This is a genomic window from Geodermatophilus sp. SYSU D00700 (assembly GCF_054050255.1).
The window spans coordinates 23,844-43,271 of record NZ_JBJGZA010000013.1; the positions used below are offsets into that span (position 1 = coordinate 23,844).

General features: G+C 77.3%; 17 protein-coding genes. 11 read left to right on the top strand and 6 right to left on the bottom strand.

The genetic code is table 11. From position 1 onward, the window contains the following. Nucleotides 1-11: 11 nt before the first annotated feature. Nucleotides 12-1,601, bottom strand: coding sequence for an alpha-amylase family glycosyl hydrolase (locus tag ACI79V_RS11835; RefSeq protein ID WP_456889435.1), 1,590 nt, complete (start codon nucleotides 1,599-1,601; stop codon nucleotides 12-14). Nucleotides 1,602-1,711: 110 nt separating this feature from the next. Here ACI79V_RS11835 and ACI79V_RS11840 point away from each other — a divergent pair, with 110 nt between their 5' ends. The 8 genes from ACI79V_RS11840 to ACI79V_RS11875 all read left to right on the top strand — a co-directional run bounded on the left by ACI79V_RS11840 (nucleotide 1,712) and on the right by ACI79V_RS11875 (nucleotide 10,108). Then, nucleotides 1,712-3,142: an NAD(P)/FAD-dependent oxidoreductase gene (locus tag ACI79V_RS11840; protein ID WP_456889437.1), complete on the top strand. Its 1,431-nt coding sequence runs from the start codon at nucleotides 1,712-1,714 to the stop codon at nucleotides 3,140-3,142. Between the two features lie 29 nt (nucleotides 3,143-3,171). Beyond that, nucleotides 3,172-3,993: an alpha/beta fold hydrolase gene (locus ACI79V_RS11845; RefSeq protein ID WP_456889439.1), complete on the top strand. Its 822-nt coding sequence runs from the start codon at nucleotides 3,172-3,174 to the stop codon at nucleotides 3,991-3,993. A gap of 100 nt (nucleotides 3,994-4,093) precedes the next feature. Then, nucleotides 4,094-4,837, top strand: a complete 744-nt coding sequence (locus ACI79V_RS11850) for an HpcH/HpaI aldolase family protein (RefSeq protein ID WP_456889441.1) — start codon at nucleotides 4,094-4,096, stop codon at nucleotides 4,835-4,837. A gap of 82 nt (nucleotides 4,838-4,919) precedes the next feature. Next, nucleotides 4,920-5,645 carry an AfsR/SARP family transcriptional regulator gene (locus tag ACI79V_RS11855; protein WP_456889443.1) on the top strand — a complete coding sequence of 242 codons (726 nt, stop codon included), beginning with the start codon at nucleotides 4,920-4,922 and terminating at the stop codon, nucleotides 5,643-5,645. 119 nt (nucleotides 5,646-5,764) lie between these two features. Further along, a complete protein-coding gene (locus tag ACI79V_RS11860; protein ID WP_456889445.1) occupies nucleotides 5,765-6,580 on the top strand; it encodes an AfsR/SARP family transcriptional regulator in 816 nt (271 codons plus the stop codon). Between the two features lie 77 nt (nucleotides 6,581-6,657). Next, nucleotides 6,658-7,512 (top strand): DNA/RNA non-specific endonuclease, encoded by an 855-nt coding sequence (locus ACI79V_RS11865; RefSeq protein WP_456889447.1) that lies wholly within the window; start codon nucleotides 6,658-6,660, stop codon nucleotides 7,510-7,512. Nucleotides 7,513-7,581: 69 nt separating this feature from the next. Next, complete coding sequence (locus ACI79V_RS11870; protein WP_456889448.1) at nucleotides 7,582-7,884, top strand: hypothetical protein; 303 nt, start codon at nucleotides 7,582-7,584, stop codon at nucleotides 7,882-7,884. Between the two features lie 208 nt (nucleotides 7,885-8,092). Continuing rightward, complete coding sequence (locus ACI79V_RS11875) at nucleotides 8,093-10,108, top strand: cytochrome b5 domain-containing protein (RefSeq protein WP_456889450.1); 2,016 nt, start codon at nucleotides 8,093-8,095, stop codon at nucleotides 10,106-10,108. A 175-nt stretch (nucleotides 10,109-10,283) separates the two neighbouring features. Here the strand turns inward: ACI79V_RS11875 and ACI79V_RS11880 are convergent, their stop codons facing one another. Continuing rightward, nucleotides 10,284-10,466, bottom strand: coding sequence for a hypothetical protein (locus tag ACI79V_RS11880; protein WP_456889451.1), 183 nt, complete (start codon nucleotides 10,464-10,466; stop codon nucleotides 10,284-10,286). A gap of 80 nt (nucleotides 10,467-10,546) precedes the next feature. Further along, nucleotides 10,547-11,962 carry a S8/S53 family peptidase gene (locus tag ACI79V_RS11885; RefSeq protein ID WP_456889453.1) on the bottom strand — a complete coding sequence of 472 codons (1,416 nt, stop codon included), beginning with the start codon at nucleotides 11,960-11,962 and terminating at the stop codon, nucleotides 10,547-10,549. Nucleotides 11,963-12,009: 47 nt separating this feature from the next. On the opposite strand from ACI79V_RS11885, the gene ACI79V_RS11890 reads away from it, so the two are divergent. Together ACI79V_RS11890 and ACI79V_RS11895 are read left to right on the top strand one after the other, a co-directional pair. After that, nucleotides 12,010-14,637, top strand: coding sequence for a CHAT domain-containing protein (locus ACI79V_RS11890; RefSeq protein WP_456889455.1), 2,628 nt, complete (start codon nucleotides 12,010-12,012; stop codon nucleotides 14,635-14,637). Between the two features lie 134 nt (nucleotides 14,638-14,771). Next, nucleotides 14,772-15,221 carry a hypothetical protein gene (locus ACI79V_RS11895; protein ID WP_456876695.1) on the top strand — a complete coding sequence of 150 codons (450 nt, stop codon included), beginning with the start codon at nucleotides 14,772-14,774 and terminating at the stop codon, nucleotides 15,219-15,221. A 16-nt stretch (nucleotides 15,222-15,237) separates the two neighbouring features. On the opposite strand, the gene ACI79V_RS11900 is transcribed toward ACI79V_RS11895, so the two are convergent. The 3 genes from ACI79V_RS11900 to ACI79V_RS11910 form a co-directional block, all read right to left on the bottom strand. Continuing rightward, on the bottom strand, nucleotides 15,238-15,807 hold the full coding sequence (locus ACI79V_RS11900; protein WP_456889458.1) for an RNA polymerase sigma factor: 570 nt from the start codon (nucleotides 15,805-15,807) through the stop codon (nucleotides 15,238-15,240). Between the two features lie 84 nt (nucleotides 15,808-15,891). Continuing rightward, nucleotides 15,892-16,458: a TetR/AcrR family transcriptional regulator gene (locus ACI79V_RS11905; RefSeq protein WP_456889460.1), complete on the bottom strand. Its 567-nt coding sequence runs from the start codon at nucleotides 16,456-16,458 to the stop codon at nucleotides 15,892-15,894. Then, nucleotides 16,458-16,784 carry a DMT family transporter gene (locus ACI79V_RS11910; RefSeq protein ID WP_456889463.1) on the bottom strand — a complete coding sequence of 109 codons (327 nt, stop codon included), beginning with the start codon at nucleotides 16,782-16,784 and terminating at the stop codon, nucleotides 16,458-16,460. Before ACI79V_RS11910 ends, ACI79V_RS11905 begins: the two co-directional genes overlap by 1 nt. A 153-nt stretch (nucleotides 16,785-16,937) precedes the next feature. Here ACI79V_RS11910 and ACI79V_RS11915 point away from each other — a divergent pair, with 153 nt between their 5' ends. Beyond that, nucleotides 16,938-19,394 (top strand): phosphoketolase family protein, encoded by a 2,457-nt coding sequence (locus ACI79V_RS11915; protein WP_456889464.1) that lies wholly within the window; start codon nucleotides 16,938-16,940, stop codon nucleotides 19,392-19,394. Nucleotides 19,395-19,428: the final 34 nt, after the last annotated feature.

Sequence of the window (19,428 nt, forward strand, 5' to 3'; positions counted from 1 at the left end):
GCCGCCCGGGGTCAGCCGTCGCCGGCGGCGGCCGGCCGCAGCAGGACGGCCTCGTCCGGCTGCAGCACCAGCCCGGGCAGCGCGACGGTCCCGCGGCCGTCCCGCGCGGGGTCGGTGGACACGACGACGGCGTGCGCCCCGCCGGGCAGGTCGCCGCCCTCGAGCCGCCGTGGGCCGGAGGCGAAGTTGACGGCGGCCACCAGCCGGCCGGCGCCCTCGCCGCGCACCCACGCCAGCACGTCGGGGCCGGCGTCGAGCACCCGCTGGGCGCCCGACTGCAGGGCGGGGGAGCCCGCGCGCAGCTCACCCAGCCGGCGCACCAGGGACAGCGTCGAGGCGGGGTCGGCGATCTGGCGCTCGGCGCACAGCCGCTCGGCGTCGGCCACCAGCGGCAGCCACGGCGTCCCGGTGGTGAAGCCGGCGCCCGGGCCGGCCACCGACGGCGGCCGCCAGGGGAGCGGCGCGCGCTCGGGGTCGCGGCCGTCGACGTCGACCACCCGGTCCGGCGGCACGTCGGCGTCGGGGAGGCCGAGCTCGTCGCCCTGGTAGAGGAACGGCGTGCCGCGCAGCGCGGTCAGCAGCAGCGCGGCCGCCCGGGCGCGGGCCGGCCCGGAGCCACTGCCGTCGTCGTACCGGGTGGCGATCCGCGAGTGGTCGTGGTTGCCGAGGAACCAGGCGGGCCAGGCGTCGGGCTCGGCCAGCTCCTCGAACTGCTCGACGGCGTCGCGGAAGGCGGCGGCGTCCCAGGGCAGGTGCAGGAAGACGAAGTTGTGCGCCATGTGCAGCTGGTCGCCGCCGGCCACGTAGTCGACCACCCGCCGCAGGTCGAGCAGGTACACCTCGCCGACGACCATGCGGTCGGGGTACTCGTCGACCACCCGGCGGATGCCGCGCAGCCGCTCGTGCGCGACCGGCTCCCAGTCCTGGTCGTGCCGCCGGTCGGCGCCAGCGTTGCTCCGCAGCAGCGGGTCCTTGCCGAGGCGCTGGAGGGCGTCGATCCGCAGCCCGTCGACGCCGCGGTCCAGCCAGAACCGCACGGTGTCGTGCATGGCGGCCTCGACCTCCGGGTTGTCCCAGTTCAGGTCCGGCTGCTGCCGGGTGTAGGAGTGCAGGTACCACTGCGCCGTGCGCTCGTCGTAGGACCAGGCCGGCCCGACGGCGGCGAAGTCCGACCGCCAGTCGTTGGGGGGCCCGCCGCCGGGGGCGCCGTCCCGCCAGACGTACCAGTCGCGCTTCGGGTCCTCCCGGGACGAGCGCGACGCCAGGAACCACGGGTGCCGGTCGGAGGAGTGGTTGGGCACCCAGTCCAGGACGACGCGGATGCCCCGCGCGTGGCAGTCGGCGATGAGCGCGTCGAGCTCGCCGAGGCCGCCGAAGAGCGGGTCGACGTCGCAGAAGTCGGCGACGTCGTAGCCGAAGTCGGCCATCGGCGAGGGGAAGACCGGGGAGAGCCACACCGCCCCGACGTGCAGGGCGGCGAGGTGGTCGAGGTGCTCCCGCAGACCGCGCAGGTCGCCCACGCCGTCGCCGTCCGCGTCGGCGAACGAGCGCGGGTAGACCTGGTAGACGGCGCCGCGCTGCCACCACTGGGGCTCTGCCATGCGCGGAGCGTAGGACCGGGCGGCGCGCCCCGCTGCCGCCCTGCCGAGTCCCGGCGCCGGCGGCCCGTCGGGGCCCGCCCGGTGGCCGGGCGGAGTGGAGGGACCACGCCATGACCGGTACGACACCCCGCCGGCGTCCGACCCTGCGCCTCCTGCGGCCGGCGGCGGCTGCCGTCCCGCGGGACGGAGCCGGCCCGCCCGGCCGCCGGCCGCGGGTGGTGGTGGTCGGGGGCGGGTTCGCGGGCTTCCACGCCCTGCGGTACCTGCAGCGCCACCTCCCGCCCGACGCCGCGGAGCTGGTGCTGGTCAGCCCGAACGACTACCTGCTCTACAGCCCGCTGCTGCCGGAGGTGGCCACCGGCGTCGTCGAGGCCCGGCACATCGCGGTGTCGCTGCGGCGCACCCTGCCCCGGGTGCGGCTGGTCCTGGGACGCGTGTCCGACGTCGACCTGACCGGGCGCACGGTCACCGTCGCGCGCGCGGACCTGGTGCAGACGCTGGCGTGGGACCAGCTGGTCCTGGCGCCGGGGTCGATCACCCGCCAGTTCGACATCCCCGGCGTGCCCGAGCACGCGCGCGGCCTGAAGACCCTGGTGGAGGCCGTCTACCTGCGCGACCACCTGCTCGAGCAGCTCGACCTCGCCGACGCCCAGCCCGACACCGAGGCCGGGCGGGTGGCGCGCGCCGAGCTGCTCACCGTGGTCGCGGTCGGCGCCGGGTACACCGGCACGGAGTTCGTCGCACAGGCGCAGCGGTGGCTGACCCGCATCGAGCGGCGCTGGGACCGCACCCGCGCCAGCGACGTGCGGTGGGTGCTGGTCGACGTCGCGCCCGCCGTCCTGCCCGAGCTCGGCCCGGAGCTCGGCGCGCACGCGCTGCGGGTGCTGCGCGACCGGGGCGTCGACGTCCGGCTGAGCACCAGCGTCGCCTCGGCCGAGGACACCCGGGTGACCCTCACCGACGGCACGACCATCGCCACCCGCACCCTCGTGTGGGGCGCCGGGGTCGTGGCCAGCCCGCTGGTCATGGGGCTGGGGCTGCCGACCCGCCGCGGCCGGCTGGTCACCGAGCCCGACCTGTCGGTGCCCGGGGTCGAGGGCCTGTGGGCGGCCGGGGACGCCGCCGCCGTGCCCGACCTCGCGGTGGACGAGACCGACGGGCGGCGGCCCGACACCCAGCCCACCGCCCAGCACGCGCAGCGGCAGGGGGTCGCGCTCGGCCGCAACATCGCCGCCACCCTGGGCTCGGGCACCCGGCGGCCCTACCGGCACCCCGACCTCGGCCTGGTGGCCGACCTCGGCGGGTTCGACGCCGTCGCCCGCCCGCTGGGGGTCAGGCTGACCGGTCCGGTGGCCAAGCTGGTGACCCGCGGCTACCACCTCTACGCCCTTCCGGCGATGTCCAACCGGATCCGGGTGGCCGCGGACTGGGCGTTCCAGAGCCTGCTCCCGCCCGACGAGACGCAGCTGTCGGTGGTGCGCGAGGAGGACGCCCGGCTGGCCACCGCCCAGGCCACCGCCATCTACGGTTCGACGGCGTAGGGGCGGTCGCGACCGGCAGGAGGCAGGACATGCCCGGATCCCGCGAGTGGGACCTGGAGGGACACGGCGGCCGGCTGGTCGCCCGGACCTGGGAGGGGGAGGGCGCCCCGACGCACGTCGTCGTCCTGGCCCACGGGTACGGCGAGCACGTCGGCCGGTACGAGCGGGCCGCGGCCGCGCTGGTCGCCGCCGGGGCCGTGGTGTACGCCGTCGACCACGTGGGGCACGGGAAGAGCGAGGGCGAGCGGGTGCTGGTGGCCGACTTCGAGGCGGTCGTCGACGACCTGCACCGGGTCGCCGAGCGGGCGCGGGCGGAGCACCCCGGCCTGCCCGTCGTCCTCCTCGGCCACTCGATGGGCGGGCTGGTCGCCGCCCGCTACGCGCAGCGCCACGGCGACACGCTCACCGCGGTGGTGCTCTCCGGCCCCCTGGTCGGCAGCTGGGAGGCCGCCGCCGCGCTGCTCGCGCTGCCCGAGCTGCCCGACGCCCCCCTCGACACCACCACGCTGTCCCGCGACCCCGAGGTGGGCAGGGCCTACGAGGACGACCCGCTGGTCTGGCACGGCCCGTTCAAGCGCCCGACGATCGAGGCGATCGACGAGGCCCTGCGCGCTGTCCTGGAGGGCCCGTCGCTGGGGGCGCTGCCGTTGCTGTGGGTGCACGGCGAGGCCGACGCGCTGGTCCCGGTCGAGGGCACCCGCGTGGGCATCGAGCACCTGCGGGGCGAGCGCCACGTCGAGCGGATCTACCCCGGCGCGCGGCACGAGGTGTTCAACGAGCTCAACGCCGAGGAGGTGCTGGCGGACGTGACCGCGTTCATCGACGAGGTGCTGTCCGCCCGTCGCGGCTGACCAGCAGGCGCGCCCGGTCGGCCGGTCGGGCGCGGTGCAGCGGCCTCGCGCAGGATCGTCCCGGGTCGGCGCCGACGGCGCCGCGGGGAGGAGGCGCGGGATGGCGGTCGACGAGGCGGAGCTGCGGCGGCGGTGGTCGGCCGGGCAGCCGTGCCACGGGGTGTGGAGCCTGCTGCCCGGGGCGGTGACCGGGGAGCTGCTCGCGCGGACCGGCGCCGACTACGTCGTCGTCGACCTCCAGCACGGCGCCGCCGCCGAGGCCGACCTGCCCGGCACCGCGGCGGCGGTCACCGCGGCCGGCGCGGTGCCGCTCGTCCGGACCCGCAGCCCGTCCTTCGCCGACGTCGGCCGGCCGCTCGACCTCGGCGCCCGCGGCGTGATCGTCCCCAACGTGCGCGACGCCGGCCACGCCCGCGAGATCGTGGCCGCCTGCCGGTACGCCCCGGCCGGCGGGCGCTCGATCGGCCGGCTCTCCGGCGGGTCCGACCGGCCGCTGGTGGTCCTCATGGTGGAGGCCGCGAGCGCGCTCGACGACCTCGACGCCCTCCTCGCCGTCGAGGGCCTCGACGGCGTCTACGTCGGCCCGGGCGACCTCTCGCTCTCGCTGGGCCTGACCGGCGAGGAGCGGCGGGCGGAGCTGCGCGGCGTGCTGTCCTCGATCGTCGCCCGGGCCGTGGCCGCCGGCGTGCCGGTCGGCGTCCACGCCTCCACCGCGCAGGAGGCCGCCGCGTACGCCGCGGAGGGCGCCACGATCGTCACCGTCGCCGTCGACGCCGTCTCGCTGGGGGCGGCAGTGAGCGGCGCCCTGGACGCCGCCCGGGAGGGGGCCGGCCGGCGGGGCTGACGCCTCTGGCCTCCGGCTGTATCAGCGCGGCTCCTGCGGCCCTCTGCCGGTCGACGTCCTCCCTCCCGATCGGGGACCGCCGATGGACCAGGACCTGCGCGTCACACTGCTCGACGGCTTCACCGTCCGGGCCGGGGGGCTGCCGGCCGCCGGGGACCTCCCCCCGGCCGCGCAGCGCCTGGTGGCCCTGCTGTGCCTGACCGGCGGGCCGGCCCGCGCGGACGTGTCCGGCCGGCTGTGGCCCGGCGCCGCCGAGGAACGGGCCCGGGCCAGGCTGCGGTCGGTGCTGTGGCGGCTGCGCCGCTGCGCTCCCGGGCTGGTGCTCGACACCGCGCCCGGCACGCTCCGGCTGGCCGCCGGCGTGCGCGTCGACGTCCGGGAGCTGCAGGCGTGGGCCGGGCAGGTGGGCGACCCGCGGGTGGCCGCTCGCCGGCTGGCCCTGCCGCGGCCGGCCCTGCTGGGCGACCTGCTGCCGGGCTGGTACGACGACTGGGTGCTGCGCGAGCGGGACCGGCTCGATCGGCTGCGGTCGCAGGCGCTCGAGACCGCGGCGGTGCGGCTGTCGGCCGCCGGCCGGTACGCCGAGGCGCTCGAGGCCGCCCACCTGGTGATCCGGGCCGAGCCGCTGCGGGAGAGTGCCCACCGCGCGGTGGTGCGCGTGCACCTGGCCGAGGGCAACGTGGCCGAGGCGCTGCGCGCCCACGACCTGTACCGGGACCTGCTGCGCGAGGAGCTCGGCGTGCCGCCGACGGGCCGGATGACCCGCCTGGTGCAGGGCCTGGGCCGGGCGGGACGGCTGGCGTCGTGACCGTGGGCAGGGTCCAACGACCGTTGACGCCCGTCGATGCGTGGCGGAACGATCCCGTGCTGTCACCACCGTCCGCCGGGACCCGCCGCCAGCCCGGAGCAGGCTCGAGAGGTGCCCCCATGAACGCCACGTCCGCGCGCATCCGCCTGCTCGACGGCTTCCGGGTCACGGCGGACGACGCGGGCGCGGACGCCGCCGTGTGCGACCTGCCGCACGGCGTCCAGCGGCTGGTCGCCCACCTGAGCCTGTCCGACTGCGCGGCCCGCGGGGCGATCGCCGGCCGGTTGTGGCCCGACGTCCCCGAGCCGCAGGCGCACGGCAGCCTCCGGTCGGCCCTGTGGCGGGTGCAGAAGGCGGTGCCCGGGCTGGTCGAGGTCTCCGGCAGTGCGGTGGCGCTCGCCCGGGGGGTCCGGGTCGACGTCCGCGAGCTCGTCGGCTGGGCCTCGGCCGTCCTCGACCCCGCGACCCCGGTGGCGACCGTCGACACCCCCGCCCCGGCGCTGGCGGGGGAGCTGCTGCCGGGGTGGGACGACGACTGGGTGCTGCTCGAACGTGAGCGGCTGCGCCAGCTGCGCCTGCACGCGCTGGAGGTGTGGGCCGACCGGCTGGTGCGCGCCGGCCGACACGGCGAGGCGGTGCGGGCCGCCTACGCCGCCGCCCGGGACGAGCCGCTGCGCGAGAGCGCGCACCGGGCGATCGTCCGGGTGCACCTCGCCGAGGGCAACCTCGCCGAGGCGGTGCGCGCCTACGACGCGTTCCGGACGACGCTCGCCCGGGAGCTCGGGGTGGCGCCGACCCGCCAGATGCAGGACCTGGTGTCCCGGTGGCGGGTGCGCCTGGTCACCGGGGACGGCCGCACGCGCGACCTCCCGCGGCCCCGTCCGGAGGCCGCCGTCCCCGTCCGGACCGCAGCGCCGGGAGCGGCCCGGCGGTGACGGCGCGGTGACGCCCGCCGCGTGGACTGGGACCACCCTCGGGGCCCGCCCGGCCCCGCGACGCGAGGAGGTCCCCGGTGTCCCTCGACGCACCCGAACGCCCCGGGCCGTCCGGGCGGGCCGGTCCCGTGGGCTACGACGCAGCCTTCCTGGGTGTCGACCTCCCCGCCCCGGTGCCCGGTCCGGCCGTCCTGCCCGATGTGGCACCCACGGTCGACGGCACCGGCCTCGTGGCCCACGAGCACTTCTCGCTGCAGGTGAGCGCGCCCCGCCGGCTGGCCCTGTGGGTCGGGTGGAACATCGACGGCGGCAGCCTCAAGGCGCTCAGCCGCCGCGGCCTGGAGTTCGTCCGGGACCCCCAGGTCGCCGGTGACCTCCAGGTCGGCGACGAGCTGTACGCGGGCAACCGTCTCGACCGCGGGCACATCGCGCGCCGCGCCGACCTGGTGTGGGGCAGCCTGCCCGTCGCGCGGCGCGCGAACCGCGACTCCTTCTACTTCACCAACATCGCGCCGCAGATGGACGACTTCAACCAGAGCACGCGCGACGGCGTGTGGGGCCGGCTCGAGGACGCCGTCCTCGCCGACGCCGACGTCGAGGACCTCCGGGTGAGCGTGTTCGGCGGGCCGGTGTTCGCCGACGACGACCGCGTCTACCGGGGCGTGCGGCTGCCACGCGAGTACTGGAAGGTCATCGCGTACCGAGAGGCCGGCGTGCTGCGGGCCCCGGCCTTCCTGCTGACGCAGTCGCTGGACCCGCTGCAGTTCATCGACCTCGACGAGTTCCGGGTCTTCCAGGTGACCGTCGCCGAGGTCGAGCAGCGCACCGGGCTGGTCTTCCCGGACCTGCTGGACGCGGCGGGTCCGTTCGTTCCCTCCCTGCTCACGGAGGAGCGGCGGCCGCTGGAGGGCACCGCCGACATCGTCTGGTGAGGGCCGTATCACCGCCTCCGCCGCCGCCTCCGTGGGGTGTCACACCCTCCCGGCTCCTGGAGGCGGGCCATGACCGACCAGTCGTCGTCGCCGTACCTGCGCGCCCTGTGGCGCGCCCGCGACCTCGGGCGGGCCGACGGGCTCCTCGAGGCCGCCGTCGGGCCGGCCGGGGAGCAGGTGCCGTCGGGTGCCTGCTGCCACGGGCGCGACCCCGACGGGCTCGCCCGCCTGGTCTGGGACGGCGAGGGCAGCGCACCGGCCGGGGTCCGGCTCAACGCCCCGGTCTGGTACGCGGACGGCTTCGGCGGCGCCCTCGCCGAGGCCGCGCGGGCCCGCCGCCGGGTGCCCTGCCCGAGGCCGCCGAGCGACTGACCTGACCGTCCCCCGGGGCCCACCGCGCCCGTCAGGGCACCGCGACGCTGACCGTCGTGGCGGCCTGACACGGGCCTGGCCCGCCCCCGACGCGCGAGCCGGGCCAGGAGGCGGTCCCGGTGGGCGTGGAACGCGGCCCTCGGCGTATCAACGGGTGCGTCCCGGCCTCCTCCCGACGAGACCCCCCGCCGTCCGCCGAGGAGCCGCCATGGGCGCGCACCGGACCGCTCCCGCAGCACGGGCGCTCGCCGCCGCGCAGGAGGCCAACGGCCGGCTGGGACACGAGAACCTCGGCCCGCTGTCGGCCACGCGCGGGTTCCTGCCCACCCGGCCGCCGCTCGAGCGGCTGCCGGAGAGCCACGCGGCCTGGGACGACACGGCGGCCCGGCTGCCGGCCCTGCTGCGGGACCTCACGGTCCGCGAGGTGCTCGGGCGGATGCCCGTGCTCCCGGCCGGGCCGGAGGACCTGCCCGACGCCGCGCTGCAGCGCGCGGCCACGGTGCTGGGGCTGCTCGCCCACGCCCACGTGCACAGCCGCGTCCCCCGGCCGGCCGGCCTGCCCGCGGGCGTCGCCGTCCCCTGGGCACAGGTGCGCCGCCGGCTGGGCCGGCCGCCGGAGCCCGTGCTCGGCTATCCCGACCTCATCGTCCACAACTGGCGGTCCGCCGCCGGGCGCGACGACCTCCCGCTGCTGTCCGACGACCTCCGGCTGCTCGTGCCCGCCGCCGGCAACGAGGAGGAGCGCGTCTTCTACCTCACCCAGGTCGAGATCCTGGCCCGCTGCGCGCCGGTGGTCCCGGCGGTGGTCGCCGCCCAGCAGGCGGTCCTCGACGACGACGCCGAGGCGCTGGCCCGCGCGCTGGACACCGTCACCGCCGCGGTCGAGGCCGCGACGCGGTCGCTGCGGCTCGTCGACCCCCGCCCGGGCAGCCGCACGCACGTCGACCCCGTCGTCTGGGCCAAGACGGTCGCCCCGCTGGCGGTGCCGGCGGCCGAGGGGGTGCTCGGCCCCAGCGGGACGGCGTCGCCGGTGTTCGCCCTGCTCGACGCGCTGGTCGGCCGGCGCGACCACGACAGCCGGCTGGGCCGGGAGATCCTGCTGCACCGCCGGACCCACCCGCCGCTCTGGCGGCGCTTCGTCGACGCGGTCGACGAGCTCCCGCCGGCCGGCTACGTCGCCGCCCGGCCCCGCCCGGACCTCGTGGCCTCGTTCGAGGCGGCGCGCGAGGCCTACGCGGGCGCCGACGGGTTCCTCGGCAGGCACCGGCGCCGGGTGTCGGGCTATCTCGCGGTCGCCTTCATGGTCGGCCGCGGGGTGACCATCGGCGGGTTCAGCGGGACCCCGCGCGAGCTGACCTGGCAGACCGTCGACACCGCGCTCACCGCGTCCCGCGCCGAGCGGGTGCCCGCGCGGACGGGGGACCCGGCGCCAGGGCCGTGCGCGAGCGCGCCCGCCCGGCCCGCGCGGCGGGGCCGCGGCCTGGCCGACCTCGCCGAGCACAACGACGACGAGCACGGCTGGTGGGTGGCGATCGACGGCCGTGTCCACGACGTCACCGGCTTCGTACAGCGCCACCCCGGCGGCGAGGCGGTGCTGCGGGCGCACGCCGGACTCGACGCCACGGCCGCCTTCGGCCGCGCGCACCGCGACCGGCCCGGGCTGCAGCGGCTGCGGGAGACCACCGACGTCGGGCCGCTCGTGCGTCCCGCCCTGGACCTGGGCGGCGGCCTGCACGACGCCTGGGCCCGCGCGCTCGCCGACCTCGTGCACCTGCAGAACGCGTTCCGGCTCGACCGCTCCTTCGGGAGGGGCACCGACCTGTGTCGGCCAGGCGGCGACCGCCCCTCCGCGCTGCAGGCCGACCGCGCCGCCGACACCGCCGCCCGGTTCGGCGACGAGTACCTGCCGCGGTTCGCCGCCGAGGTCCTCGCGCCCCTGGCCGAGCGGGTGCTGCGGGAGCAGCAGGGAGCCGCCCGTGGGATCCGGGTCGTCCCCGGGCCGCCGCCGGAGGGCGGCCTCCGGCGGCGACTCGACCTGGTCGAGCGCCGGCTGGCCGCCACCAAGGAGCTGCTCGTCGCCGGTGCCCGCTGCTTCGACACGTGGGGCGACGCCGTCCTGGGCAGGGGCGACCTGTGGCGGCTGGCCGCGCAGGCGGTCCCGGCCTGCGCCGGCGCGGGGACCGTCGCCGTGCACCGCCGCCGCGGACCGGAGCCGCGACCGTGACGGCCTCGATCGTGATCTCGAGCAGGCCTCGGCGCGCCTGCGGGTGCCCGGTCGATCCGGCGAGCCACAGGCTCAGGGGGTGGTCCGACCGTCGATGAACCTGACGAGGTACCAGGTGGTCGTCGTGAACAGGTCGATGTCGTTCAGCCTCCGACAGCGGCTTCCTCGTCGTGACTCAGGCTTCCCTGCGCTGCGGCTTCCGACACAACGACCAGATCAGCAACCACTTCGACCATCGCTCCGGGCCGCCGTCGACGGGTGAGCCGCCTGGGCTGCCGAACAGGCCGCGGAGGTCGATCGTGAGCGCCAGGACCAGGATCGGGATGACCTGAGCCGCGGCACTGTAGAAGTCGTTCACGGGAGGCACCCCTCTCCTCGGCCGTCCGCTCCGCTCGGTCCCGGCCTCCCGGGACGGTCGCCCCGGGAGGCCGGGCCGCGTCAGACGGGCAGGATCCGCAGCGGGACGCCGAAGCCGTCGAGCCGGCGGTTCCCGTTCTTGTTCGCCGAATAGGCGCCCGCGTCGGCCAGCAGCTGGTCGAGCGCGGCCCGGGCCGTCGGGGCCTGCCCGTCGCGGACCATGCGGACCACCGCACCGGCCACCTGGGGTGCGGCGAACGAGGTGCCGCTCCAGGTGGCCCACGAGCTCGGCCCGAAGTCGTCCGGGTCGACCAGGTCCGAGGTCGGCGACTCCTCGCCGATCACGTAGGTGGAGACGACGCCCTGCCCGAGGGTCGAGCAGGTCACCCAGCCGCCCCGCGAGGACCACTCGGCGCCCACCACCTGCTGGTCGTCCCGGTCGTCGAGGCGGAGCGCGGCCACGGCCACCACGTGCCGCTCGAACTCGGGGTCGGCGGCGAACGCCGCGGGCCAGCACGGGCGGCCGTCGTCGCCGTAGTTGCCCGCCGCGCAGACGACGAGCAGGTGGCGTCCCTGGCGCCCGGCGACGGCGATCGCCGTGCGGAGGGCCTGCTCCATCGCCAGTGGCGGCCGGTCGCCCGAGGTCTGGAAGCCGAGGGACAGGTTGACCACCTCCGCGCCGTCGCGGGCCGCGCAGACCAGTTCGCGTGCGACGTCCACCTCGTCCCCCTCGCCCTCGGTGTCGAGCGCGCGCCGCACGTCCAGCCGCGCGCCGGGCGCGACCTGCTCGACGACGCCGGTGGTGAAGGTGCCGTGCCCGGCGGCGCGGTCGAGGAAGCGGTCGGCCGGGACGACGTCGAGCAGGTCCAGGTTGTCGGTGCCCGCCAGGCCGGCCAGCCAGCCGTCACCGCGTTGCTCCGCGCTCACCCCGTTGTCGACGACGGTCACCAGCGGGTCCCCGCCCCTCCCGGGCACCGGCCGGTGGTCCCAGGACGCGCCGGGACCCGGCCCGGAGGGCTCCGGGCCGCCCGCTGCCTTCCGGATCGCCCCCAGCAGGGAGACGTGGCTGGGCGCCGCCCGCGCGACGGCCACCTCCCCGGCCACCGCTCCCGACGCGCGCAGGCTGCGGGCACCGGCACCGACGGACACCAGCACGCGCAGGTCGTCCAGTCCGGGGACCGTCAGCACCTGCGGCGCGTAGTACCGCGACTCCAGCTCGGCGACGACCGCGGGGACGTCGTCCCGGTGCACCACGAGCCGGTTCGGGGTGACGGCGGTCCCGTCGCGCTCGACCCGGATCCGGGCCGGCCCGATGCCGCTGCGCCGCTCCTTCAGGTCGGCCAGGGCCCGCAGGTGGTCCTCCCGAGGACCGCCGTTGGCGGCCATCTCGGCCAGCCACGCGGCGATCTGGGTCCGCACCGCGGCCCGCTGGGCGGCGATCTGCTGTGGCGCGCGCTGGTCGGCCGGGGCCTCGGGGAACTGGTAGGCGTCCGCCATGGTGGATCTCCTCCTCGTCGCGCCGGGTCCGGGGCAGAATCGTCCCGGTGACCGGCGTCACACGGGAAGAGCTCCGCGGCTCGCTCCTGATACGCGCCCAGGAGGCCTACGACGGGGTCGTCGGGGACCCCCGGCGCTTCGACCGGGCCGCGGCCGACGTCGTCGAGGCCGCCCGCCGCGCCCTCGACACCGAGGCGCTGGTGGTCGGCCTGCGGGCGGTGGCCTGGTCGGCCCGGGCCCGGCGGGAGAACCGGCGCGCCCTGCGGCTGCTCGACGAGGCGCTCCGGCTGGCGCGGCGCGCCGGGCTGACCGCCCGGGTCGCGGAGCTCCTCGTCACCCGGGCGGCGGTCGTGCTCGAGCTCGGGCAGGTCGCCGTCGCGCTCCGCGACCTCGACCGGGCGGTCCCCGGCGAGGGCCGGCCGCCGCCCGAGGCCGACTTCATGCGCGCGGTGCTGCTGCACAACCTCGGCCGGCTGGAGCCCGCGGCGGCGTCCTACCGCCGGGTGGTCGCCGACCCCGCGGCGACCCTGGACAACCGCGGCAGCGCGGCGAACAACCTCGCCCTGGTCGCCGCCTCCCGGGGCCGGTTCGACGAGAGCCTGCGGCACCTCGACCGCGCCGAGGAGCTGGCCGCCGGCATCGGGCCGTCGATGTACGCGTTCGTCGCGCACAACCGCGGCCTCGTCCTCGCGCAGAGCGGACGGCTGGCCGAGGGGCTGGCCCAGCTCGACCGGGCCACCGAGCTGTTCACCCGGACCGGCGTGCCACTGGGCGAGTACCACATGGAGTACGCCGACGTCCTGGCCGAGCTGCGGCTGCTGCCGGAGGCGCGCGAGCTGGCCGGCCGCGCCGCCGCCGACCTCGAGGCCCAGGGCGTGCTGCTCCTCGCCGCGGAGGCGCGGCTGACCGTGGCGCAGACCGCGCTGCTGGCCGGGGACGCCGCGGCGGCGCGGACGGCGGCCGACGAGGCCGGGCGGCTGTTCCGCCGGCAGCGCCGGACGGCCTGGGCCGCGCGGGCCACCGTCCTGGCCGCCGAGGCCGCCGCCCTCGACGGCAGCGCCGACCTGCCGCTGCTGCGGCGCGCGGCGCGGGCGGCCGGGTTCCTCGACCGGTCGGGCATGCCGTCGGCCGCCGCGGCCGCGCACCTGGCCGCCGGCCGGCTGGCCGCCGACCTCGGGCGCCCCCGCGTCGCGCGGCGCTGCCTCGGGGTGGCGCGCGACCGCAGCCGGCGGGGGCCGGTGCTGCTGCGCCTGCGCGGGCACCTCGCCGCCGCGTCGGCGGCGCGGCTCGCCGGTGACGACGACGCGGTGCTGCGGCAGTGCCGCGCCGGGCTCGCCGACCTGGCCCGGCACCGCGCCGCGCTGGGCTCCACGGAGCTGCGGGCGCTGGCCTCCGGGCACGGGGTCGAGCTCGGGCGCCTCGGACTGGAGACGCTGCTGTCGACCGGCTCCCCGCTGCGGGTGCTGGGCTGGATGGAGCAGACCCGCGCCGCCGCGCTGCTCGCCGTCGAGCCCCCGGTGCCCGACGGGCTGCAGGACGAGCTCGCCGAGCTCCGGCTGGTGCACGCCGAGCTCGCACAGGCGCTGCGCGACACCGGCGAGGAACCGGCCGAGCTGCGCGCCCGCCAGACCGCGGCGGAGGCCCGGCTGCGGCGCGCCACCTGGCACCGGTCGGGGTCCGCGCCGGCCCGGGCGCCGGTCTGCACGCCCGGCGAGCTGCGCCGGCGCCTCGACGGGCGCGCCCTGGCGTCGTTCGCCACGGTCGGCGACGAGCTGGTCGCCGTCGTCCTGCACGCCGGAGACAGCCGCCTGGTCCGGCTGGGCCCGGTCGCGCCGGTGCGGGCCGAGGGCGACAGCCTGCTGTTCGCCCTGCGCCGGCTGGTGCGCCCGGGCCGGGCCGCCGCGGTCGCGGCCGCGCGGGCCGCCGCCGAGCAGGGGCTGCGCCGGCTCGCGGACCTGCTGCTGCACCCGCTCGGGGTGCCCGCGGACGTCCCGCTGGTCGTCGTGCCCGACGGCCGGACCCGCCGCGTGCCGTGGCCGGCGCTGCACCGCGCACCGGTGTCGACCGCGCCGTCGGCCGCGCTGTGGGCACGCACCGCCGCCGACGTGACCCGGCCCGCCGGCCGGGTGGTGCTGGTGGCCGGGCCGCGGCTGCCCGGCGCGGTCGCCGAGGTCGAGGCGGTGCGCTCCTGCCACCCGGCCCCGGACGTCCTGACCGGCGAGGCGGCGACGGTGGCCGCGACCACCGCCGCCCTCGCCGGCGCCGGCCTCGCCCACCTCGCCTGCCACGGCCGGCTCCGGTCGGACAACCCGTCGTTCTCCGCCCTCGAGCTCGCCGACGGCCAGCTCACCGTGCACGAGCTCGACCGCCGGGGCATCGCGCCGAGGCGGGTCGTGCTCGCCGCGTGCGACTCCGCCGCCGACGTGACGTACGCGGGCGACGAGCTGCTGGGGTTCGTCAGCGCCCTGCTGGCGCGGGGGGCGAGCGGGGTGCTGGCGAGCACGGTCGCCGTCGGCGACGTCGAGTCCGTCGACCTCATGCGCCAGGTGCACCGCGGGCTGGCCGCCGGCCGGACCGTCGCCGACGCGCTGCACGCCGCCCGCGACCGGCTCGACACCACCGACCCGCGTCAGTTCGTCCACTGGTGCGCCTTCGGCGCCTACGGGGCGGGCTGACCCGGCCGGGCGGGGTATCAGGAGCGCCGCGGGCGCCTCTGGTGGAGGAGCGGCACGGTCCGGACGGCGCGCTGGCACTCGCCCGGATCGCGGGGCACCATGCCGGTGCGGCCTCGTGAGGGGAGGTGGTGGGGATGACGGTGCCCGGACCGGGGGACGACGAGCTGCTCGACCAGCTGCGCGCCGCGGTGCGCGGGGCCGGCACCCCGCCGCCGGGGATGGCCGCGGCCGGCCGCGCCGCGTTCTCGTGGCGGACGCTCGACGCCGAGCTCGCCGCGCTGACCGCCGACTCGCTCCTGGACCGCCCGTCGGGAGTGCGCGGGGGTGCCGGCGGCCCGCGGGACCTGGTCTTCGAGGGCCGGGAGCTGTCGGTGGAGGTGGCGCGCGACGCCGACTGCCTGGTCGGCCAGCTGGTGCCGGCCACCCCCGGGCAGGTGTCCCTGCTGCGCCCCGACGGCGAGGTCGACCGCACCGACGCCGACGAGTTCGGCCGGTTCCGGTTCGACCGGGCGGTGTCGGGGCCGGCCCGGTTGCGCTGCACCACGCCCGCGGGCGTCCTGGTCACCGACTGGGTGCGCTTCTGAGCCCCACTCCGCGGGCTCACACCTCCAGCAGCGCCTGCACCGCCCGGTGGGTGCGGATCCGCGCGATCGCCCGGGCCCGGGTCGGGCCGATGCTGCCGATCGGCATGCCGAGGCGCCGGCCGATCTCCTCGTAGGGCAGCGGCGGGTCCTCGATGAGCAGCAGCAGGAGGGCCCGCTGCCGGTCGGGCAGCTCGGCGAGTGCGGCGAGCAGGGCCTCGTGCCGCTCGCCCTCGAGCAGCTCGGCGTCCGGGCCGGGGGTGTCCTCGTCCGGCCGGCCCCGCTCGTCGAGGTCGGCGGAGGGGATCACGCAGCGGCCGCCGTTGAGGTGGTGGCACTCGTGGCGGGTCGTGGTGGCGATCCACCCGGGCAGCGCCCGCGGCTCCCGGATGGCCCCGAGGTGCTCGACCAGGCGCAGCCACACCGTCTGGGCGACGTCCTGGGCCTCGGCGTCCTGCAGGCGGTGCCGGCGCACGATCGACAGGACGAGGGGGAGGAACCGCTCGACGAGGCGGTCCCAGGCGGCGGCGTCGCCGGCCAGCGCCCGGGCGACCAGCGTGGCGACGGCGTCCTCGGCCTCGGGCTCCACGGACCGCCCCCTCACCTCCCGGGTGCTGCGGAGACCCCAGCGTAGTGACGGGACTCGCGTCGGCGCGCGCGATCAGGCGAGGGATCAGGCCAGGGCGCGGGCGACGGCGTCCTCGGCCCGCCGGCGCGCCGACCCGTCGCCCTCGACGAGCGCCGAGACCGCCGAGCCGTCGACCAGCGCGACCAGCGTGGCGACGTCGGCGCCCCGCCGGCCGCACCGGTCGAGCAGGTCGGTGAGCTGGGCGTCGATGGCCGCGCGCGCCTCCCGGAGCAGCGGGCGCAGGCCCGGGTGGCGGCCGCAGGCCAGGAACCGCTCGTAGAGGGCCAGCAGCTCCGTGTCCCCCCGCCGCCCGCCGAGCACGACGTCGACGACGTGGCGGGCGGTGGCCGCGGCCGACCGGGGCCGGCGGGGGAGGGCGGCGACCAGCGCCTGCGCTCGATCCCGCTCCTCCCGCAGCAGGTGCTCGACCGCGGCGGCCCGCAGCTCGTCGATGCCCGGGAAGTAGTACGTGGTGACGCCGAGCGGGATGCCGGACCCGGCGACGACGGCACGGTGGGTGAGCGGGTCGGGCCCCCCGGCGGCCACCAGCCGGGCCGCCGCCTCGACGACGGCGGCCCGCCGGGCCTCGCCCTTGGCCGTCAGCCGCGTCATCAGTGCGCCGCCGACGACGCCAGCTGCAGCGCGACCACCCCGGCCAGGATGAGCACGATCGCGACGATCCGCAGCACCGTGACCGGGTCGCCGAACGCCAGCATCCCGACGACGGCGGTCCCGCCCGCGCCGATGCCGGTCCAGACGGCGTACGCGGTGCCCACGGGCAGCGTGCGCAGCGCCAGGGAGAGCAGCGCGAAGCTGGCCACGGCGCAGACGACGAAGGAGACCGACCACCACAGCCGGCTGAAGTTCTCCGACTGCTTGAGCGAGATGGCGAACGCCGTCTCGAACAGGCCGGCGACGACGATCAGGACCCAGGCCACGACAGGCTCCTCAGAACGGTACGGACGTACGAGAAGAACCGTACACGAGTACGGTTGTCCTGGCCCGTGGTACCGGGACGGTCGCGTCCGTCCGCCGCATCCCCCAGGCTGGGGACGTCAGCCGCGACGAGAGGCCCCGAGAGGACGACGCCGGTGACCGACACCAGGACGCGCGAGGAGACGACCGCGCAGGGCAGCCCAGACCCCGCCGGCCCGCTGGGCCCCGAGGAGCTCGACCGCATCCACGCCTGGTGGCGCGCGGCCAACTACCTCTCGGTCGGCCAGATCTACCTCATGGACAACCCGCTGCTGCGCGAGCCGCTGCGCCCGGAGCACGTCAAGCCGCGGCTGCTGGGCCACTGGGGCACGACGCCGGGACTGAACTTCGTCTACGCCCACCTCAACCGGGCGATCGCCGCCCGGGACCTCGACTGCATGTACGTGATGGGGCCCGGGCACGGCGGGCCGGGCCCGGTCGCCGCGGCGTGGCTGGAGGGCACGTACAGCGAGGTCTACCCGGACGTCTCGCAGGACGCGCCCGGGATGAAGCGGCTGTTCACGCAGTTCAGCTTCCCCGGCGGGATCCCCAGCCACGTCGCACCGGAGACCCCCGGCTCCATCCACGAGGGCGGCGAGCTCGGCTATGCCCTGGTGCACGCCTACGGCGCCGCCTTCGACAACCCCGACCTGGTGGTCGCGGCCGTCGTCGGCGACGGCGAGGCCGAGACCGGGCCGCTGGCCGCCAGTTGGCACACCACCAAGTTCGTCGACCCGGCGCGTGACGGCGCCGTGCTGCCCATCCTGCACCTCAACGGCTACAAGATCGCCAACCCGACGGTGCTGGCCCGCATCGAGCCCGACGAGCTCACCGACCTGCTGCGCGGCTACGGGCACACGCCGTACGTGGTCGAGGGCGACGACCCCGCGGTGATGCACCAGCAGTTCGCCGCCGTCCTCGACCGCTGCCTCGACGAGATCGCCGAGATCCAGCGCCGGGCCCGGCAGGACGGCGTCACGGAGCGGCCGCGCTGGCCGGTGATCGTGCTGCGCTCGCCGAAGGGCTGGACCGGCCCGGCCGAGGTCGACGGGCACCGGGTCGAGGGCTCGTGGCGCTCCCACCAGGTGCCCTTCGCCAACGCCCGCGAGGACGAGGGCCACCGGCGGGTCCTCGAGCAGTGGCTGCGCAGCTACCGCCCCGAGGAGCTCTTCGACGACGACGGCGCGCCCGTGCCGGCCGTGCGCGACCTGCACCCCGAGGGCCCGCGGCGGATGAGCGCCAACCCGCACAGCAACGGCGGCCTGCTCCTGCGGCCGCTGCGGCTGCCCGACTTCGCCGACTACGCCGTGCCCGTGCCCGAGCCCGGCACCGGCGCCGTGGAGGCCACCCGGGTGCTCGGGGAGTTCCTGCGCGACGTCATGCGCCGCAACCCCGAGACCTTCCGCGTCTTCGCCCCCGACGAGAACAACTCCAACCGGCTCAGCGCCGTCCTGGAGGCCACCGACCGGACGTGGGTGGCGCGGCGCGAGCCCGACGACGACCACCTCGCCCCCGACGGCCGGGTCATGGAGGTGCTCTCCGAGCACCTGTGCCAGGGCTGGCTGGAGGGCTACCTGCTCACCGGCCGGCACGGCTTCTTCTCCTGCTACGAGGCCTTCATCCACGTCGTCGACTCGATGTTCAACCAGCACGCCAAGTGGCTGAAGACCACCAACGGCATCCCCTGGCGGCGGCCGATCGCCTCGTTGAACTACCTGCTCACCTCGCACGTCTGGCGCCAGGACCACAACGGCTTCTCGCACCAGGACCCCGGCTTCATCGACCACGTGGTCAACAAGAAGGCCGACGTCATCCGGGTCTACCTGCCGCCGGACGCGAACACGCTGCTGTCGGTGGCCGACCACTGCCTGCGCACCCGGCAGTACGTCAACGTCATCGTGGCGGGCAAGCAGCCCGCGCTGCAGTACCTGGACATGGACCGGGCGGTGGAGCACTGCACCAAGGGCATCGGCATCTGGGAGTGGGCCAGCACCGACGGCGGCGCCGAGCCCGACGTCGTGCTCGGCTGCGCGGGGGACGTGCCGACCATGGAGACCCTGGCGGCCGCCGAGATCCTCCGGGGCGCCTTTCCCGACCTGCGGGTCCGCGTGGTCAACGTCGTCGACCTGATGCGGTTGCAGGACGACCGCGAGCACCCGCACGGGCTCTCCGACGCCGAGTTCGACTCGTACTTCACCACCGACAAGCCGGTCGTGTTCGCCTACCACGGCTACCCGTGGCTGATCCACCGGCTGACCTACCGCCGGGCCAACCACGAGAACCTGCACGTGCGCGGGTACGTGGAGGAGGGCACCACCACCACGCCGTTCGACATGTGCGTCGTCAACGGCATCGACCGCTACGACCTCGCCATCGCCGTCATCGACCGGGTGCCCCGGCTGCGGGCCCGCGGCGCCCACCTGCGCGACCGGCTCACCAACCAGCTCATCGAGCACCGCCGCTACATCCGCACCCACGGGGAGGACCTGCCCGAGATCCGCGACTGGCAGTGGGGCTCGGGCGCGGGCCCGGTGGTGGTCGGCGGCGGTCCGCTGCACGAGCCGGAGAACTGACCGCGGGCGGGCGCTCCGCCGCGGAGGGCGGCTG

Excerpts from the sequence above, each read along its gene's own strand:
- ACI79V_RS11875 (WP_456889450.1), top strand. The coding sequence starts at position 8,093 with ATGGGCGCGCACCGGACCGCTCCCGCAGCACGGGCGCTCGCCGCCGCG.
- ACI79V_RS11905 (WP_456889460.1), bottom strand. The coding sequence starts at position 16,458 with ATGACGCGGCTGACGGCCAAGGGCGAGGCCCGGCGGGCCGCCGTCGTC.
- ACI79V_RS11850 (WP_456889441.1), top strand. The coding sequence starts at position 4,094 with ATGGCGGTCGACGAGGCGGAGCTGCGGCGGCGGTGGTCGGCCGGGCAG.
- ACI79V_RS11835 (WP_456889435.1), bottom strand. The coding sequence starts at position 1,601 with ATGGCAGAGCCCCAGTGGTGGCAGCGCGGCGCCGTCTACCAGGTCTAC.
- ACI79V_RS11895 (WP_456876695.1), top strand. The coding sequence starts at position 14,772 with ATGACGGTGCCCGGACCGGGGGACGACGAGCTGCTCGACCAGCTGCGC.
- ACI79V_RS11845 (WP_456889439.1), top strand. The coding sequence starts at position 3,172 with ATGCCCGGATCCCGCGAGTGGGACCTGGAGGGACACGGCGGCCGGCTG.
- ACI79V_RS11860 (WP_456889445.1), top strand. The coding sequence starts at position 5,765 with ATGAACGCCACGTCCGCGCGCATCCGCCTGCTCGACGGCTTCCGGGTC.
- ACI79V_RS11840 (WP_456889437.1), top strand. The coding sequence starts at position 1,712 with ATGACCGGTACGACACCCCGCCGGCGTCCGACCCTGCGCCTCCTGCGG.
- ACI79V_RS11855 (WP_456889443.1), top strand. The coding sequence starts at position 4,920 with ATGGACCAGGACCTGCGCGTCACACTGCTCGACGGCTTCACCGTCCGG.
- ACI79V_RS11885 (WP_456889453.1), bottom strand. The coding sequence starts at position 11,962 with ATGGCGGACGCCTACCAGTTCCCCGAGGCCCCGGCCGACCAGCGCGCG.
- ACI79V_RS11870 (WP_456889448.1), top strand. The coding sequence starts at position 7,582 with ATGACCGACCAGTCGTCGTCGCCGTACCTGCGCGCCCTGTGGCGCGCC.